The sequence below is a fragment of the Saprospiraceae bacterium genome, from assembly GCA_016710235.1.
Classification (GTDB): Bacteria; Bacteroidota; Bacteroidia; order Chitinophagales; family Saprospiraceae; genus Vicinibacter.
Window position 1 is genome coordinate 702,531 of the sequence record JADJLG010000001.1, and the last position, 17,301, is coordinate 719,831.

The following is a 17,301-nucleotide window of genomic DNA, read 5'->3' on the forward strand; positions in this document are numbered from 1 at the left end:
TGATTCATTAATTGCAATCAGGAGGTAAATCTTCTTGAATAACTAAATTGATTTTCTCCCCCATTTTTATCAGCTCTCCTGAACCGGCTGCAGGCGATTGATTGATGATGTAATAATTATCATCCGAAAATTCCTCTTCATTTTCGAGTTTGATTTTACCAACTTCCAGTTTTGATGCTGCCAGCAAAAACTTAGCTTCTGCAAGAGTCATACATCTCAATGATGGGATTTCTATCTCTCCACCAGCCGTCGTTGAAACTATAAAACCCAGAGTGTCCCCTCTATACAATTTGATATCTTCCCGCTTAGATTTAGCATCTGCCAGAAGTGTACCTTTATAGTAGATCTCCAAAATATGACCGGGAGGCCCTGGATCGTACTTATACCCCAAGACACCACAGCGCAATTCATACAAATTGTATAACTCAATCTGCATGTGTTCCAATTTCTTACCGTACATGACCGGAAGGTGCTCTGACAATACAATATCAGGCATGTATCGTGTGACTGTAACATAAATTTTTCTACCCCTTTTTACCTTTGATCCAGGAACCGGCACTTGAGAAAGTACGTGTCCTCCGGGCTTTCCCGATAAATAAATTGAATCTGTAACGATAAATTCAAAATCTTTTGATTTAGCTTTTTTCTCTGCCACTTTAATTTTTGCTCCAATGAAATTTGGAAGAACTATTTTTTGTCCATGATTGGTATAAAAACTCAATACCAAACTGCTCAATGCCCAGAGGATAAGAAAAAATAGAAATAACCTCACCAAGGTGTGGAGGAATAATGAACTTTTGAGGAAACCTCCTATCTCCATAAGTCGAAATTTTTCACTTTGATTTGTCATGTGTACCAAATTCTAAAATCTGATCAATAAATTCATATGGTGTATATCCATTTACCGCACATTGATGGAATATACAGGTGGCGGGTGTCATACCCGGTAATGAGTTGACTTCTATAATAATAGTTTCTACATTATTGTCATCATATATTCTCACGAAAGCATCAATTCTAGCATATCCGGTAACATCTAGTGTAATTGCGGCTTTAAGTAAAGCAGCTTTTACTTTGGCAGAAATTATCTCGTACTCGGATTTATTTTTGCCAAATCGCGGAGGAGTAATATTCTGACCTTCACCAGCGAGAAATTTTTCTTCCAAGCTCAAAACCTCCCCGCTAGTAAGTGTTTCAGATGCTTCAAATATTTCATATCTGATATTATTACCCACAATATGTGTCAATAAGCCACCTGTAATTTCTAGAAACTGTTTTGCATTATTAGAGGTGATCATTTCTTCAATTAATACCTCTGATTTTTGAGGAAATTCCTCATTGGCATCCAGTTGTAAGTTATTTCGCAACTCATCAGTAAGATGTGCATTAGCTCGAAACAGAGCTTCCAAATAAGAGTTCAGATGATCACGATTTTTAATTTTTACAACAGCACTGCTACAACCATCATCGACAGGTTTTGCAATGAACGGATAATGGAATTCGGACTCAATCCTAGAAATAAAACTTTCCTGTTGATTATTATAATCTTTCGCAGTCAACAATAGTTGTTCCGCCACAATAAATCCTTCGGATTTAAGTCTTTGCAGGGTATTGTATTTATGTATCGTAAGTGCAGCGGACTGAGGATTGCTGCCGTTGTATGGCAACGAAATTTCTTCCAGCCTTTTTTGTATATTTCCATCTTCTCCAGGTCTTCCGTGCAGCGCTATGAAAACAATATCCGCTTCCTTTTTTAAATCCTCAAAACTCAACAACTGTGGTTCATAGTGATAACTTGCAGAACTAAATTTTGCTGTAATGGATTGAGCTTCATGCCGCAAATTTTTCAAATATGGATGAATATGAAAATGCTCAATCTTTTCTTTGATATCATCTGCATTGTCCTTCAACATAAAGTTGATTGGAATTTTGTACAATTGATATGATGACGCATCTCCTGTTAAGAATACTGGAAATGGGTGGTATTTTTCTGAACTCGCAAGTTTTTCATAAATATTTCTGCCACTTTCTACAGAAATATGCCTTTCATAAGAATATCCTCCCAATATTACTGCTACTTTCTTCTTCTGTTTGTCTTCAATTGCCTGATTATGGAGATTCTCATCTAGACGTCGAAGGAGATTCTCAAACTGTGAAATCTGGAGTTGCGTATGTATTCTTTCCTGCAAGGAAATTCTGATAATATAACTGAGAAATTGCGATGGATTTAATCCAATCTCTGCAGCTTGATGGAAAAAGAAAGACGAAGGCATCATACCTGAGGTCGTATTGGGATCGTTGAGATAAATCAATCCATCTTCTCCAAGGAATCCATCAATTCTGGCATAAGTGTGGAATTCAAAGTAGTTAAAAAGCCGAACACATTCCTTTCTGATATCATCCAAAACTGAATCCTTCACTTCTATGGGAGTTTGTTTGCGCGACAATCCGGGTAAATATTTTGATCTGTAGTCATACATCTCAGTACGCTTGATGATTTCAGTTGGCGGAAGTGCAATTGCGGAACCATCTTCCATCCTGATGACTATGCAAGAAAATTCACGACCTTTAATAAATGATTCAACTATGATTTTATTCTCAGAGTAAATTCCTTCTAACAGTAGTTCCTTCTCATTTGTATTTAGAATAGTTTGTAATAATTCCTCCGGATGATGTAATTCTATTCCATTACTTTTCATAGGCAAGCCAATACCATCACGAAGATCACATAGTGACCTCAAAAGATTAATCTGATCTTCAGCGTTCAATGACCGAAAAGTCGCTACATCTAATCTTTGAATAAAAAAGGCAGTCTCAACAGCTTTTTTAAAATCAGATTGTAGCGCATCCGCAGATAAAACAGTGACCCCTATTGAGGATCCCTGATGCGCTGGTCTAATTACACAAGGAAAGCCAATCTTCTTTTCTACTTGGTTGTACAATTCAGAAAAGTTACGCATGTCAAGAATTTCGCGTCCCCAGACGTACATTTTTGGAGATGCAAATTGGGCTTGTTCCATGAGTTTCTTCTGGAAGCTTTTATCCATTCCAATGGCTGATGGCAGTACTCCGCTACCTGAATACGGAATCAACAAAGAATCTAAAATACTCTGCACTTGTCCATCTTCACCAAACTGACCGTGCAAGCATAGAAAAATAAAATCTACTGTCTCTTTTAAATCAGTCCATCGAATTTTTTTTCCGATGCATTTGATCATCTGATCTTCTTCTTCATGCGAAATGGAGTGAAGACTTTCCACGTAAATTTGAAATCCATTGGGAGAAGGAGGTAAATAAGATACAGGAGGATAAAAATCTCGTATCGTGCCTTTGTACACATAATGCCAATCCAGGACTATCAGATTTCCTCTGCTATCTAAAAAAAGTGGAATAACTTCGAACAGATCTTTATTCAGATTGTCATAAACTGTCCGTCCACCTGCAAAAGAAATCTCTCTCTCTCTTGATGGACCGCCAAATAATACTCCAACCTTTAATTTATCCTTCATGCATTAGGTATAATTTTTGATTTGTTCGAATTCTAATCTCTTTTAACGGATGGCCACCGAAGATCATTTTCTGAAATGGACCAGGTTTTTTGTACCACACCTTTTCTGTCCACGAATTCAACTTTCATAAATCTTTCTTTCCGTTTGCCGGTAAATGAAAACCTTCCATAATTGTAATCTTCGAGTAATGTTTCCGAAACCCGATCAGGATTATTGAACTCTTTTGTGCCGGTCACTTTCCCGATTCCTGAAGTCAGCGGGGACACTGTGATATCGTACAAGGTGTAGAGGCTGTCTCTTTTCATTTGAATGATTTCAGAGTGATGTCTGTCACCAGTCAGAAAAACTACTCCATTGATTTTTTGGGTAGATAAAAAAGTTAACAGTTCGTTGAACTCAGCAGGATAATATTTCATGCAATCATTCCAGCTCATTTGATTGAGAATCTGAGAACCAGTCGCTATGATTTTGAAGGTTGCATAACTTTCAACAAGCGCATTTTTCAACCAATCCATTTGCATTTTACCAAACATTCTTTTCTCCGGGTTTGGCAAATTATCAATTTTTGCATTTAGATAATCGGCAGATCTCCAGGTGCGATTGTCCAATAAAAAAATATCTACATCACTATAACTCAATTTTGTAAAAATTCCTTTACCATCAAAACCATAAGAAGGATTTGCAAAATAATTCTTAAATACTTCCCTTGACGATTCTTTAAAAATATAAGACGAACCTTGATTATTCGGTCCAAAATCATGATCATCCCAAATGCTATAATGACTGTATGATTTATACAGATCCTGCATATATGGCAACGCTCTGTCGTGTGAAGCTCTATACCATAATCCCCATTCACTTCCGTAATCCACTTCTCTGGTGTACCAGGCATCACCTAACCACACCATAAATCTTGCAGGCTCTTTGGTTAAGCTGAGAAAGATAAGTGAATCCGCACCATAAGTTTCATTTGGTCTATCATAAATGGGCTCGTTAAAGTATGAACAACTTCCCGTGACAAATGAAAAATCCGGTGCGGGTTTTCTATACTGCCAGAGATCATTGGTTATAAATTTTCCTCCGTACTTTTTGTCCAACATTTTTTTACCTGAAAATAATTGATATTCATATTCAGTATTAAAATCAAGTCCGGTAAGATCAAATACCTGAGTTTGAAATTCAAACCTTTGGGTCACAGTTTTGAAAGCAGTTTTTTGCTGTTGTGGATGTCTGGCATCCCAAAATTTCAAATCAACAGTGGAGCCGGCATCTACCTGAACCCAAATTTTCGCCGTCCGTAACTCAATATGGCCCAACATGGGTCCGCTCACTACCTGAGCAAAAGAAAGATGAAATTCAAGAATGAGTACAAAACTAATGCAAACACTAATTATCTTTAACATCCGTTTATTATCGAATAATGAATCCATAAAGATAGATGAGATTTATGAATTGTCGGACTTTGGGGCAATGTTGAATCAACATCTCAACCATATATTCTAAATTTTTGTCAATTTTAATACATATATTATGAAATTATATATTTATACGATATTTTGTTTTTTGGTACTTGCTAACACTCTTTCCGCTCAAGACAATTCTCTGATCCAAATATCCGGAATGGTAGTTTCAGAACATAAGGCTGAACCTGTAGGACTTCCTTATGCAGAGGTTTATATCAAAGGTACAAACAGAGGAGGCTGGGCTGACCAAAATGGATTTTTCAGTATTGCAGTACAAAAATTAGATACTTTAGTGTTCAGATATATCGGTTTCAAGTCAGCTGAATATGTCGTGCCGGATAGTTTGTATACAGATCGATATACGATCTTCCAGATTTTAACCAGAGATGAAATATTGCTGCCACAAACTGTGGTTTATCCTTGGCCAAGTAAAGAACATTTACGTCAGGAGTTCCTGGCAATGGATGTCACCGATAAAATGCAAGACGCTGTGCAAAAAAACCTGGCTGAACAAACGATTAAGAAACTGATAGAAATAACCCCAGCGGACGCACAAGCAAGTACAAGTTTATATTTGCAACAACAAGCAAGCGCATACTATTATAAAGGGCAGTTTAAGCCTATGAATATTCTCAGTCCGATCGCCTGGATCCAGTTTTTTGAAGCTTGGAAAAGGGGTGATTTCAAACGCAAAAAACAGTAACAGCCCACATCGATTGATCTTTCTGCTCATCAATACCAAATATTTCTTATTGAGTTGATTACCTTTGTAAGCTATGAAAGTGACAGAATATTTTGAAAAAAATAAAGGCAAAACAACAGTTTCTTTTGAGGTGTTACCACCACTTAAAGGAGGAGGGATAAATTCTTTATTCGATATATTGGATCCTCTTATGGAATTTAAACCCCCTTTTATTGACGTCACGTATCACCGTGAAGAGTTTATATACAACCAACACCCTTCAGGATATTACCAAAAAGTGGCAATCCGAAAGCGTCCCGGCACAGTTGGGATATGCGCCGCCATCATGAATAGATACAAAGTAGAAGCCGTACCGCACCTGATTTGTGGTGGTTTTACCAAAGAGGATACAGAAAATGCATTGATTGAGTTAAATTTTTTAAATATTCAAAACGTTTTGGCTCTACGTGGCGATGCGAGAAAGTTTGATGACAAATTTATGCCTGAACCAGATGGCAACGAATATGCTTTGGATCTCGTTCACCAAATTGCAAAAATGAATCAGGGAAGCTATCTCGATATCAATATTGAAAAAGCACAACCAATGGATTTTTGCATAGGTGTAGCTGGTTATCCGGAAAAACACTTTGAGTCTCCAAGTTTCAAAATGGACCTGAAGTACCTGAAAAAGAAAATAGATGCCGGAGCAGATTACATTGTTACTCAGATGTTTTTTGACAATAAAAAATTTTTTCGCTTTGTAGATGCTTGTCGAAAAGAAGGTATCCACGTACCCATCATCCCGGGGATCAAACCCATTACAAAAAAGTACCAGCTTAACTCAATTCCTCGAAACTTCTATATTGAAATTCCAGATGACTTAGTCAGACAAATTCAAAAAGCAAAAACTGAACAAGCCATCACGGAAATCGGTACAGAATGGTGTATCGCACAATCCAGAGAATTAAAAACTGCCGGTGTTCCTTGCATTCATTACTACACTATGAGCGATGGCGATGTCATCAAAAAATTAGCTGCAAGCGTGATTTAATCTTTTTTAGGAAAAAGCCAGACCGAAAGATTTTTGTCGATATATTCGACAATATATTGTATATTTGTAAAAAAAAGTATGCATTTTGCAGCAAATATTCAATTTTTAAGGAAGAAAAATGGTTTTTCACAGCAGGAAGTAGCCGAAAAACTTGGCGTATCTAGAACTACTCTTGGTGATTATGAGCGAGCCCATACAGAACCGGATTTGCGTTTGCTTCATAAAATTGCCGTCATGTATGGAGTACCAATTGATGATTTATTGAACTCAAAGTTGTTCACCGGTGATTTGGATGCTTTTCATTATAAAGGTATGAAAATACTAAGTCTGACGACAGATAAGGAAGGAATCAATAACATAGAATGTGTTCAATCCAAAGCCTATGCAGGGTATTTATCACAATTTCAAGAACCGGAATTTATCAAAGATCTGCCCAAAATATCTATACCTCAGTTGAAACAAGGAAAATACCGAGCTTTTGAAATTTCAGGTGAATCAATGCTTCCTATGGCTCCCGGATCCATCGTTATTTGTTCTTATGTCGAACAATTAGACGACTTACAAAACAATGAATGTTATGTTGTAGTATCTAAAAATGATGGTATTGTTTATAAAAGACTTCAAAAATCAAACCGCATCAATGAATATATCCTCCAATCAGACAATCCTACATATGAAAACTACATACTTTCGGCAACAGACATCTCTGAAATTTGGCATTATAAAGCACATGTGAGTTTTCAAGATCCGATGAAACTACCACAAACTGATATCTCCATGAAATTGGCAGATCTGCAATCCCAATTATCAAGAATTCAAAAATCAGTGGAAAATAAATAATAGAATTTAATTTTGATTCACTAAATAAAAAGTTGCTGTAAAACCTTACTGAATTAATTATAACATCCATTACAGTGAATAGAATACAGCCGAGTGAGAGTCAAATCAGGAAGGAAGCCAATAAAAAATATTTAAAGTTCCATCGGACTTTAACTCAGATTTTATTTTGAGATTTGTCGTGCGAGTCAAATAAGTTTGGTTTTCAGATAATTTGACTGGTGGTAATAATAATACAAAGTAAAATTTGTATCCAATCGAGCAAGCATTGAACATCGAATGTAGAGCCTTTTGCTCTCTACAATGCTTTATACGAAATCATTCAGATATTGATACCTTTATTTTATATTGAATAATGAATATCAAACAAGGTCGGTTAGCGGTTCGTCACTTCTCAGCCTGCATTAACTGAGCTTCTGCTAGAATTTTATCCCCACTTATAATTAAAACTTTTAAGGATTTTGCCGCAGAGGACAAAACGATTTTCTTATGTAATTTTCCAGAGAAATCTTGAATTTTATCTGTGTATTGCTGGTTACCATTTTGATCAAGAATCAGGATAGAAATTGGATCCGGTTCTGCAGTAAATTCCATATCCAGGGTTGCCTCATCTGGTTTATCAGATGATTTCATCATTGATATGGATAAATTGCTTGTTGACTCTTTCTTTATCTGTCTCGTGTTTTCTTCTTTCAACTCCTTTGGTTGGCCAACAATATTCATCTCAATGACAGTATCATCTCCATCATTTGCGCGGATAATTCTTTTTTCTACAACTTTTTTTTGACCTTCACAATTAGATTTCGAGCTCATTCCTTTACAGCATTTTGGTGCATTCATTTCCCTTGCTTGGATGTGAGCGGGCGCTTGCAATAATGATTGAGTTTTGTGACTTACACCATTTCTTAAGTATTGGATCTTCACCTTGTCGCCAACATTCTTTGTTGATAAGTAATCGATCAAGTCTGTCATTCCGGTAACTTTCACCTTGTCAACTTTCAATATGATATCCCCTTTTACCAATCCTGATTTGCCGGCAGCAGATCCATCTAGTACTTTTTCAATCAATGCACCATTATAACCACCAACATCCCTAATTTCAATCCCTAGTACCGCTTTATTCGTATGATCGACTTCATCATCACTAACTAAAAACTCCATCTCTTCTTGGTCTCCTGGACTCATGCCAGGAGCGAGAGTTTGAGCATCTGGCAATTCCATTATTATATGTTCCTTTCCATCAGAATCTATTATAATCTTCTTTTGGATATTGCCGGCAACAGGCGATTCAATTTGGAGCACAGAATCAATCAGTTTTTGGATATCATTATCGCTCAACTCTGAGTCCGCGTTTCTAATGATCTTTTTGATTACGATTTTCTTTTCTGTACCTTCATCCTTCTTAATCTCTTGAGCAAATGCACTTATAATAATTGCACATATCAAGATCGGAATCAATGTGAGCTTTTTCATACAAAGAAATTTAATTGGTTGAGGAATTTATATTTTTTTCAATTTGACGGGTTTCGTCTGGCAAATCCTGATTCATCATGGTATTTGTAGTTTTGACTACGTTTATAGTTACCTTGGATTTATTGTTTGTATTACTGCGAATTATCTGCAAATCATAAACACCTTCAGCAGCTAAGGGTTCAGCTACATTCTGAATTACAATGACTTGGCTCGTATCATTCCGCGATTTAATTTCAGATACCTGAGCAATATTCATCCTACGTGAAACGTTTGGAATAGTCTTCGAGGTAGGAGTATCTTCATTATGGTTTTCTATTGGCTTAGAACTGATCAGAACTTCTCTTTTCGAAATCGGAACAATTTTTAATTTGGATATTTTACGTTTTTTCTTAATTGTTACTTTGCCCGTTGTTATTTTGTTTTCATTTACAGGGCAAGCATTATCAATATAAACAAAATCAGAAACTAAATATGTATCTTGATTTATCTGTTTAAAATTTGGCCTGAGCAAAATTAAAAATGAAATGAGTACTTGCAGAGTTAAAATCATGCCGAATACGCGAGAATATTTACTTTGGATCGGTTGATTTAAAATAGCAGCAATTCTGTTCATAAATACAACTCTGTCAGACAAAAAATGTACCCCCATTGCCTGAACTCCTTTTGAGTTGAATTCATGTAATCGCAGTAATAGCTTTGCATATTTTATTTTGGAATAGGGTTCATTCTCAACAAATCTATCTGCCGTATATTCACGTAGACTTCTGTATTCATTACACAATTTTAAGATTGCAGGGTTGAAAAAGAAAAGGATTTCTATCCATTGGATCATTAAATTTGTCCAATGGTCATCATCCAACAAGTGCATAAGTTCATGTGAAAGCACATATTCTGCTTCTTCAACACTTAAGGAATTCATCCAGGCAGTTGGAATCACTATGATTGGTCTCCAAAGTCCTGTCACAAAGGCTGATCTTATACCTGAACATTGATACAATTTTACTTTTTCTAACTTATATCTTGTGCACAGTTTATCCATTGCCATCTTCCAATGAGGCTCTGCTAATTTGGAATGAATTAAGATTTCATTTAAATTATTCTTTGCATTAATCCATCGATAGAACAAAAAGCTCACACCGCAAAACCAAAAGCCCAAAAATAAAGCATCAAACCAATAATTGTATTCAGCACTATTGTTAAACTGAATCATAGGAGCGCTATTCAGGATCTCCACAAACGTTTTGATTTCCAATTTGTATGAATTTATCCATACATAGCTCAATAAAATAAAAAATACGGCAAATGCTACTTGGTACAGCGTCTTTAAAACGGCTGCCTTTGGGGTTGAAATTGTTTTAAATGCGAAGAGCAATAAATAAATTAAGGCGCCAATCCATAGAGAATGCAACATTGTCGAGACAAATGCATGCTGGATCAAAAAAATTGTAGCCATGAGGTATTAGGATGGATTAGATTTTTCTAGTTTCTCTATCATCAATTTTATTTCCTTCAGTTCGTTCGGTGTCGCTTGGTAGTTTCCCAGCGTCTGTAGAACCAATTCCATTGCCGCACCTCCAAAAACCTGATCTACAATGCTGTCTACCATTGTCATTTTTATTTGATCATCTTGTACCAATGGCTTGTAAATATGTAGTTTTCCCTGTGCCACCCTTGAACACAAACCTTTCTCATGCATGATTTGCATGAGTTTCAGTGCTGTGGTATATTTTATATCCTTACGCAGAGCAAGCTGTTCGAATACTTCTCTGACCGTTGCCGAACCATTTTTCCACAAAATCTGCAGAATCTCCAGCTCTGCATCAGTGGGGAAATACTCGAATTTGTTATGATCTGTCAACATACTAGCAAATCTATAACAAAATTTTCATCTACGAACATATTCGTAATAAAAAATTTGCTTTCGATGTTCCTTACAGCTAGCTAAGCGTACTGCTCCAACAGTTGGACAAGTTGACCTTTAGTCAGCATACCGCTTTCTTTCCAGAGTATTTTACCTTTTTTTGCAATCATCAGAGTAGGTACACTTCTGATCTGGTATTGTCCGGCTAAAGTTTGATTCTTATCTACGTCTATTTTAACAATTTGGACTTTTTCTCCCAGAGTATTTTTTACATCTTTCAAAACCGGAGCCAGCATTTTACAAGGACCACACCACTCGGCAAAAAAATCAATCAGCACCGGTTTTTCGGACTGAATTATTTCCTGAAATGTCATTTCCAAAATTTTTTTTAAATAAAATCCTTGTCATTGAAGTAGTTTCAATAACAGACCTTTGGACAACTGTAAAAAATGGCTTAAACTGCTTCAGTATCCAGTCGTCCAATAGCACAGCTGACGTAGGACTTAGCCTTGTGGATAATATTATTGTCACCCAAAAGAGGATAACCCATGCCGCTCAATGATTTTTTGATAAGCTCAGGATCTGCATTTCCATCCACACGAATTGTCTGAGAATCCAAATCAATAGAAACTTGTTCAACTCCCTCAATCTTGAATAAACCCGTCTTGATAGAATTTACACAACCGTGACATTTAATATTTTCTACAACAAAATCCATAGTTATTTCTCTGATTGTTTTCTGGTATCAATGCCCAGAGGAACATAAAGAGGGCAGAAATTTAAAAAACTAGTAATCAAAAACACAATTGCAAGAATGCCTAAAATTATCGCAGCAGTGCCTGTGATCATTTTCATAAAATAAAGTACAGCTACTACGACCGCAAAAAGGATCCGCAACATTTTGTCAGTACTTCCCATGTTTTTTTTCATGATTGGTTTTGTTTTATTTTCGTTTTGTTATTTGAATAAAGTCTCTTCAGTTGAAGAAATCATTTTATCTGAATTCATTCCATTAAATTGGTTGAATGATTATGCTTTTAGCATTTTAACCTGTTCCCACGTCCCCCCGTTATAGACTTCACTGATTCCGGCTCTTTGGAGTATAGTTTTTGCTTGACTGCTTCGGTTGCCCGACCTACAGAATACGATCACAGACTTCTTCCCTTTAAACTTTTCAAGTTGTCTGGGAATGGTGTCCAAAGGGATATTTACACTCCCTTTAACATTCCCTGATTGAAATTCTGCAGGTGTTCGCACATCCACCAAAAACGCACCCTCTCGAATTAGCTGTTTTAGGTCTACTTGTGGTGCCTGAGAGAATAATTTTTTAATAAAATCGAACATATGCATTAATAGTTTTTGATCATCAGCATATAGTTAAATAAAATAAACAGTCTTTTGTTTAGCCTGAACTTGATCAATCTACTCAAGATAGCTTATCCGCAGGAAATATTTCTTCGATAACCTGGAGAATAGTTCTGAAAGCAACAAAGCGGTTGGCGTACCTGTCTATATGTTTTTTCTGAAGTGCCGGAGCACATAACATCATATACTTCTGCAGGTGATCAGAGGAGAAGCATTCGTATTGGACTGCATAAGTGATTCCATCCTCTTCATTCACGTCCAGTTTTGACAATCTACATCTCACAAAATAACCTGTAGCCAATACTTCGGGAATGTGGTGTCGTCTCATCCAGGAGAGCCAATCTTCATGAATTTCCGGATCCAATTTGATCGTAACATTATAAATAATCATCTTCTCTATGGCTTATTTGGAACTTTTATTGCACAGGATCTCCACGCAAAGTCCTAAATCTTTTCCTTGCTTCGACTGCTAGTATACTTCCACTGAAATCAATAAATAACTTTTCGTAAAGTTCTTTCGCCTTTGCTTTGTCTTCAAGCTGATAATCATAAATTTTTGCCATTTCCCATAGAGCATTATCGGCTCGGATGTCGTCTTTGTATTTTTCTAAGATCTTTTCATATTTGGCAAGTGCCTCTTTTGTTTTTTGTTGTTTATCAAAAATCCTGCCTTGCAGATACCACACATCATCTTCCAAAGTGTTTTCAACATTCACATATTGGATAGAATCCAAGATGTTCAAAGCTTCATCATATTGGTTTTGGAAAACTTTCAATTCGGCGGAGGCGTACAATTGCAATGCTTCTCCAAGAGTGTCCTTCGCCAGATTATCCAAAATAAAAACTGAAAGATCAATAGCATCGTTAGAAATCAACTTACTAGTCGCTTGCTTGAGTATGTCAAATTGTTCTTGAGCCCAGGCAAAATCACCTGCAAAATAAGATAAACGAGCATTTCTGAATCTGGCTGATTCTCCCAGTTGGTCCTCCAAGAAATCTTTATCAACTTGAGAATATAATAGAGTAGCTTCCCATCGTTCACCCGTGATTAAATAATAGTCCGCTAAATCAAGTTTTGCCTCAGCTTTGGTTTGAGGATCGACTGCAGCTTGCTTAATCAGCTCTTCTAGAATACTGATCGCTTTTTCGACATTTCTCAGATAACGGGCTTCGAGTTCTGCGTACTCAATAATGAGTTGGGCAGCCATACGACTAGTTCCATAATCTTTTCTAAACTGTTCATATTCAGATTCCAAACTCACCAGATCTCCTTGATTGTAATTATTCTTTTCAACCACAAGCTTGCGTTTACAAATGAGTGTTTGACGCACTGCATCCAGATAAAATGTCTCCCCATTCCCTTTATTCTTCAGGTAAGTAAATCCATCAATGGCAGTCTTATAATCACCGTCCTGCATAGCTACATGGGAAAGGTTATAAACCCTGTTACCATTTTCCTGTAGCTGAGCATCTATAGCTTTGTATTGGCGCAATGCCTGAAAATAATCTTTATTCTGTATAAAGGACCAAGCCAGCAATTCCATATAAGATATCAATTCCGGATTTTTCTCCAATTCAGCATAAAGATGAGTTTGAAGTTCAGGATACAAATCTTTTGGCAGATAAACTACAAGCAAATTTTGGAGGTTGTCTGCACTTATGACCCCAGATTTTAATCCTAACAAGTAATTCTCCAACATTTTTTTGTAATCCCCCTTTTTCCGGTAAAGGTCTGCTAGCAATGTTTGAAAATCTCCATGAGTTCCGTTTGTCTTTTGTGCTTTTTCAATGGTAGAAATGGCTAATTCGAATTTATTTTGGTTGATAAAAAAGTTAGACAGTTGGTAGACCGTTACTAGATCTGTAGACAAATTTTGGAGTGCCTTTTCATACTGTTTTTCTGATTTTTCAGCTTGATTTGTCTTTTCCAGAAAAGCGCCATACTGTGCATATAGCATACAATCTTTAGGTCTGCGATCGATTTCCTTTTTAATCAGAGATTCGGCTTCATCCGTTTTGCGAAGTGAAATGAGGCATTCGAGATAATTTGAGAAATAGACTTCTATTTGAGGATTTTTCTGGTAAAGGCTTTGGTACATACTCTCGGCTTTTTCATATTCACCATTCTTGAGATATTGCTGTGCCAATCTAGGATCCTGAGCATATCCGGGGACAAGCCCTAAACCCAAAAGCAAGCAAAAGATTAAAACCAAAATTCTAGACATTATCAATTAAACGCTAAATGGAACAAAGAAATTTCCTATAAACCCAAAAGCAGCCGTCAATACAGGTATTTTGCTTCAATAGGCAATCTTCTACCCTGACCAAATGCTTTCGTCGATATACGAAGTACCGGTGGTGATTGATGCCTCTTAAACTCTGCCCTGTTGACTAATTTCAGAATGCGATTGACCAGGTTTTGTTCAAATCCTTTGGCTTCAAGATCTGAAGGCCCTTGTCTTTTTTCAATATATTCGAAAAGGATTGGATCAAGAATAGAGTAGTCAGGTAATGAGTCAGAGTCCTTTTGGCCTGGCCTCAATTCTGCTGAAGGAGGTTTTTGAATACTGTTGATTGGGATGATTGTTTCGTCTCGATTGATAAATGCTGCGAGTTCATACACTTGGGTCTTGTATACATCAGCTAAGACAGCAATACCACCGCACAAATCTCCATATAAAGTGCCATACCCTACCGCCATCTCGCTTTTGTTTGTAGTATTCAACAAAATGTACCCGAATTTATTTGAAAATGCCATCAACAGCATTCCTCTGATTCTCGCCTGTAGATTTTCTTCAGTGACATCCTGAGGCTTGTCTTTAAAAAAAGGTGACAAGGTTTCGAGATATTTATTTTGAATGTCTTTTATAGCGATAATTTCATAGTCAATACCGAGATTATTAGCAAGCGCCTCAGCGTCGGTAATGGAGCCAGAACTGGAGTACTCTGACGGCATCAAGAGACCCTTAACATTTTCCTTGCCCAAAGCATGAACTGCCAAAACCGCAGTGAGCGCCGAATCAATACCTCCTGAAAGTCCTAATATAGCTCTTTGGAAACCCATTTTTTTAAAGTAATCTCTAATCCCCAAGATCAAAGCACGATAAATCAATTCGATTGAATGCTTCGTTTGCTGTTGCTCTGCCCGACCTCTTACGACATCATCTAAATCATATATTTTCAATGCTTTTTCAAAGTAAGGCAACTCGTCGTAAATACTACCATCAGGAGACATGACTACAGAGCCTCCATCAAAAATGATTTCTGTTTGGGCCCCATAATTATTGACATAAAATAATGGAACTTTATATTTATTGACATTTGCTCTAATGACCTCAAGTCTATCAGATGCATGGATATAATCAAATGGAGATGCGGACAAATTAAAAATCATGTCAAAGCCTTCCTCCATCATTTCATCCAAAGGACAAATGGTGTACATCGGATTATTATTACCTAAATTCCAAATATCCTCACAAACTGTCAGTGCTATTTTTTTTCCTTTAAATTCTAATGTTTTAAAGCTTCGCGCCGGCTCAAAATATCTGTATTCGTCAAATATATCGTAATTAGGCAATAAAGCCTTGTGTGCGATATGATGGACTTTTTTCTCAAATAGAAAAAATGCAGAATTGTGTAAGTCTTTCCCTTCAATCTCTGGATTAACTGTAGGTGACCCAACGATAATGGCAATATCTTCACTCAGATTACAAAGCTCTTGAATTACTTTCATGGATCTTTGAATAAAATCTCTGAATTCAAGAAAGTCTCTGGGAGGATAACCACAAGTACACAACTCCGAAAAACAAATGAGATCTGCTCCCTGGGATTTGGCTTCCTGAATCGCTTCGGACATTAGCTTTAGATTTGATTCAAAATTTCCGATATGATAATTGAGTTGTGCTAATGCAATTTTCATTTTATTGAAAAATTAATTATTACTAGATTCCATAAATAAGTGCGACAGTTAATAAAACATTCTTTTGGAGAAAGACCTATTATAAAAATAGGTACTTTCCCCTCAAGATTTTTAACTGTACACAAATGTATAAACAAATCACCTACCCTCAAAGGGTATTAATTGAACAATTTAAAAGGCAAGGAATGAGCATTATTCAGATTGCTGTGGAATTAGGATATCATAGAAGCACTATATATCGGGAACTCGATAGAAACTCTTCACCTGGTTCATACAAGTTATATGGAAGCGCAAGAGCTCAGGATCGGAGTGAACAGAGAGCACAAGGAAAGGGAAGGAAGAATAAAATTACAAGCGATCTTAAAAGCAAAGTGGATCAATTACTTAAAATCAAGTGGAGCCCAGAGCAAATCGAAGGTCGAGCGAATATTGATAAGTATGAAAGGGTTAGTAAAGAGTGCATATATCAATATGTATATGAAGATAAAAGGAAAGGAGGTGATCTATGGAGTAATTTAAGACATTCCCACAGAAGTAGGCGAAGACGCAAAAATACCTATAAACAAAGGGGAATTATCAAAACAGAGTATGTATTCAAGATAGACCAAAGATTGTTGAATCTCAAAAAAGGTATGGAGATTGGGAAGGAGATACTATAGTAGGAAAGAATCATAAGTCCCAAATTGCCAGTATGGTGGAAAGAAAATCCTTGTTTGTCAAGATCATTAAGCTGGAGTCCAAAGAAGCTAAATTCACAGCCAAAACAATCAGTTGCAAATTGAAAAAATATAAAAACTTATGCCATACAATTACATTAGACAATGGAAAAGAAAATGCAGATCATCAAACATTGGCAAAAGCATTGAATACTAAGATATACTTTGCTCATCCATATTCCGCTTATGAAAGAGGTTGCAATGAAAATATCAATGGTTTAATACGACAATACTTGCCAAAAAAATCAGACTTTTCCATGCTCAAGCAAACTGACTTGGATCGAATTGAATCCCAAATAAATAATCGACCAAGAAAAAAATTAGGCTACAAAACACCAAATGAAGTATTTTTGAACCTTGTCGCACTTAAATGTTGAATTCAGCATTTATTTTAAAAATAGAAGCTTGAAAATAATCATCCAGAC

The 17,301-nt window shown here is 36.4% G+C and carries 18 protein-coding genes; 5 read left to right on the forward strand and 13 right to left on the reverse strand.

All coding sequences use genetic code 11. From position 1 onward, the window contains the following. Positions 1-7: 7 nt before the first annotated feature. The 3 genes from IPI99_02850 to IPI99_02860 are packed head-to-tail and all read right to left on the reverse strand — an operon-like array spanning position 8 to position 4,912. Positions 8-850 (reverse strand): PASTA domain-containing protein, encoded by an 843-nt coding sequence (locus IPI99_02850; GenBank protein MBK7339449.1) that lies wholly within the window; start codon positions 848-850, stop codon positions 8-10. Then, on the reverse strand, positions 834-3,509 hold the full coding sequence (locus IPI99_02855) for a D-alanine--D-alanine ligase (GenBank protein ID MBK7339450.1): 2,676 nt from the start codon (positions 3,507-3,509) through the stop codon (positions 834-836). Before IPI99_02855 ends, IPI99_02850 begins: the two co-directional genes overlap by 17 nt. Before the next feature lie 32 nt (positions 3,510-3,541). Beyond that, positions 3,542-4,912 (reverse strand): alkaline phosphatase family protein, encoded by a 1,371-nt coding sequence (locus IPI99_02860; protein MBK7339451.1) that lies wholly within the window; start codon positions 4,910-4,912, stop codon positions 3,542-3,544. Between the two features lie 127 nt (positions 4,913-5,039). On the opposite strand from IPI99_02860, the gene IPI99_02865 reads away from it, so the two are divergent. From IPI99_02865 to IPI99_02875, 3 genes are all read left to right on the forward strand, one after another. Next, positions 5,040-5,675: a carboxypeptidase-like regulatory domain-containing protein gene (locus IPI99_02865; protein ID MBK7339452.1), complete on the forward strand. Its 636-nt coding sequence runs from the start codon at positions 5,040-5,042 to the stop codon at positions 5,673-5,675. 73 nt (positions 5,676-5,748) lie between these two features. Next, on the forward strand, positions 5,749-6,705 hold the full coding sequence (gene metF / locus IPI99_02870) for a methylenetetrahydrofolate reductase [NAD(P)H] (GenBank protein ID MBK7339453.1): 957 nt from the start codon (positions 5,749-5,751) through the stop codon (positions 6,703-6,705). 78 nt (positions 6,706-6,783) lie between these two features. Continuing rightward, positions 6,784-7,545: a LexA family transcriptional regulator gene (locus IPI99_02875; protein ID MBK7339454.1), complete on the forward strand. Its 762-nt coding sequence runs from the start codon at positions 6,784-6,786 to the stop codon at positions 7,543-7,545. Between the two features lie 384 nt (positions 7,546-7,929). On the opposite strand, the gene IPI99_02880 is transcribed toward IPI99_02875, so the two are convergent. From IPI99_02880 to IPI99_02925, 10 genes are all read right to left on the reverse strand, one after another. Further along, positions 7,930-9,015, reverse strand: coding sequence for a PDZ domain-containing protein (locus IPI99_02880; protein ID MBK7339455.1), 1,086 nt, complete (start codon positions 9,013-9,015; stop codon positions 7,930-7,932). A gap of 10 nt (positions 9,016-9,025) precedes the next feature. Then, positions 9,026-10,468, reverse strand: a complete 1,443-nt coding sequence (locus IPI99_02885; GenBank protein ID MBK7339456.1) for a M56 family metallopeptidase — start codon at positions 10,466-10,468, stop codon at positions 9,026-9,028. 6 nt (positions 10,469-10,474) lie between these two features. After that, positions 10,475-10,876 carry a BlaI/MecI/CopY family transcriptional regulator gene (locus IPI99_02890; protein MBK7339457.1) on the reverse strand — a complete coding sequence of 134 codons (402 nt, stop codon included), beginning with the start codon at positions 10,874-10,876 and terminating at the stop codon, positions 10,475-10,477. 80 nt (positions 10,877-10,956) lie between these two features. Beyond that, entirely contained in the window at positions 10,957-11,250 is a 294-nt protein-coding gene (gene trxA, locus IPI99_02895; GenBank protein ID MBK7339458.1) for a thioredoxin, read from the reverse strand. Positions 11,251-11,330: 80 nt separating this feature from the next. Continuing rightward, complete coding sequence (locus IPI99_02900) at positions 11,331-11,594, reverse strand: heavy-metal-associated domain-containing protein (protein ID MBK7339459.1); 264 nt, start codon at positions 11,592-11,594, stop codon at positions 11,331-11,333. Between the two features lie 2 nt (positions 11,595-11,596). Next, the gene (locus tag IPI99_02905; protein MBK7339460.1) at positions 11,597-11,806 is read right to left on the reverse strand and encodes a DUF2892 domain-containing protein; all 210 of its coding nucleotides are present in this window, start codon (positions 11,804-11,806) and stop codon (positions 11,597-11,599) included. A gap of 99 nt (positions 11,807-11,905) precedes the next feature. Further along, complete coding sequence (locus IPI99_02910; GenBank protein MBK7339461.1) at positions 11,906-12,220, reverse strand: rhodanese-like domain-containing protein; 315 nt, start codon at positions 12,218-12,220, stop codon at positions 11,906-11,908. An 82-nt stretch (positions 12,221-12,302) separates the two neighbouring features. After that, positions 12,303-12,632, reverse strand: coding sequence for a DUF4286 family protein (locus IPI99_02915; protein ID MBK7339462.1), 330 nt, complete (start codon positions 12,630-12,632; stop codon positions 12,303-12,305). A 25-nt stretch (positions 12,633-12,657) separates the two neighbouring features. Beyond that, positions 12,658-14,466, reverse strand: a complete 1,809-nt coding sequence (locus tag IPI99_02920) for a tetratricopeptide repeat protein (protein MBK7339463.1) — start codon at positions 14,464-14,466, stop codon at positions 12,658-12,660. A gap of 56 nt (positions 14,467-14,522) precedes the next feature. Further along, positions 14,523-16,160, reverse strand: coding sequence for an NAD+ synthase (locus IPI99_02925; GenBank protein MBK7339464.1), 1,638 nt, complete (start codon positions 16,158-16,160; stop codon positions 14,523-14,525). Between the two features lie 125 nt (positions 16,161-16,285). Between IPI99_02925 and IPI99_02930 the strand changes: the two genes are divergently transcribed. Further along, complete coding sequence (locus IPI99_02930; protein MBK7339465.1) at positions 16,286-16,819, forward strand: IS30 family transposase; 534 nt, start codon at positions 16,286-16,288, stop codon at positions 16,817-16,819. Beyond that, positions 16,753-17,253 carry an IS30 family transposase gene (locus tag IPI99_02935; GenBank protein ID MBK7339466.1) on the forward strand — a complete coding sequence of 167 codons (501 nt, stop codon included), beginning with the start codon at positions 16,753-16,755 and terminating at the stop codon, positions 17,251-17,253. The genes IPI99_02930 and IPI99_02935 overlap by 67 nt, the downstream gene beginning before the upstream one ends. The last annotated feature ends 48 nt before the right edge of the window (positions 17,254-17,301 follow it).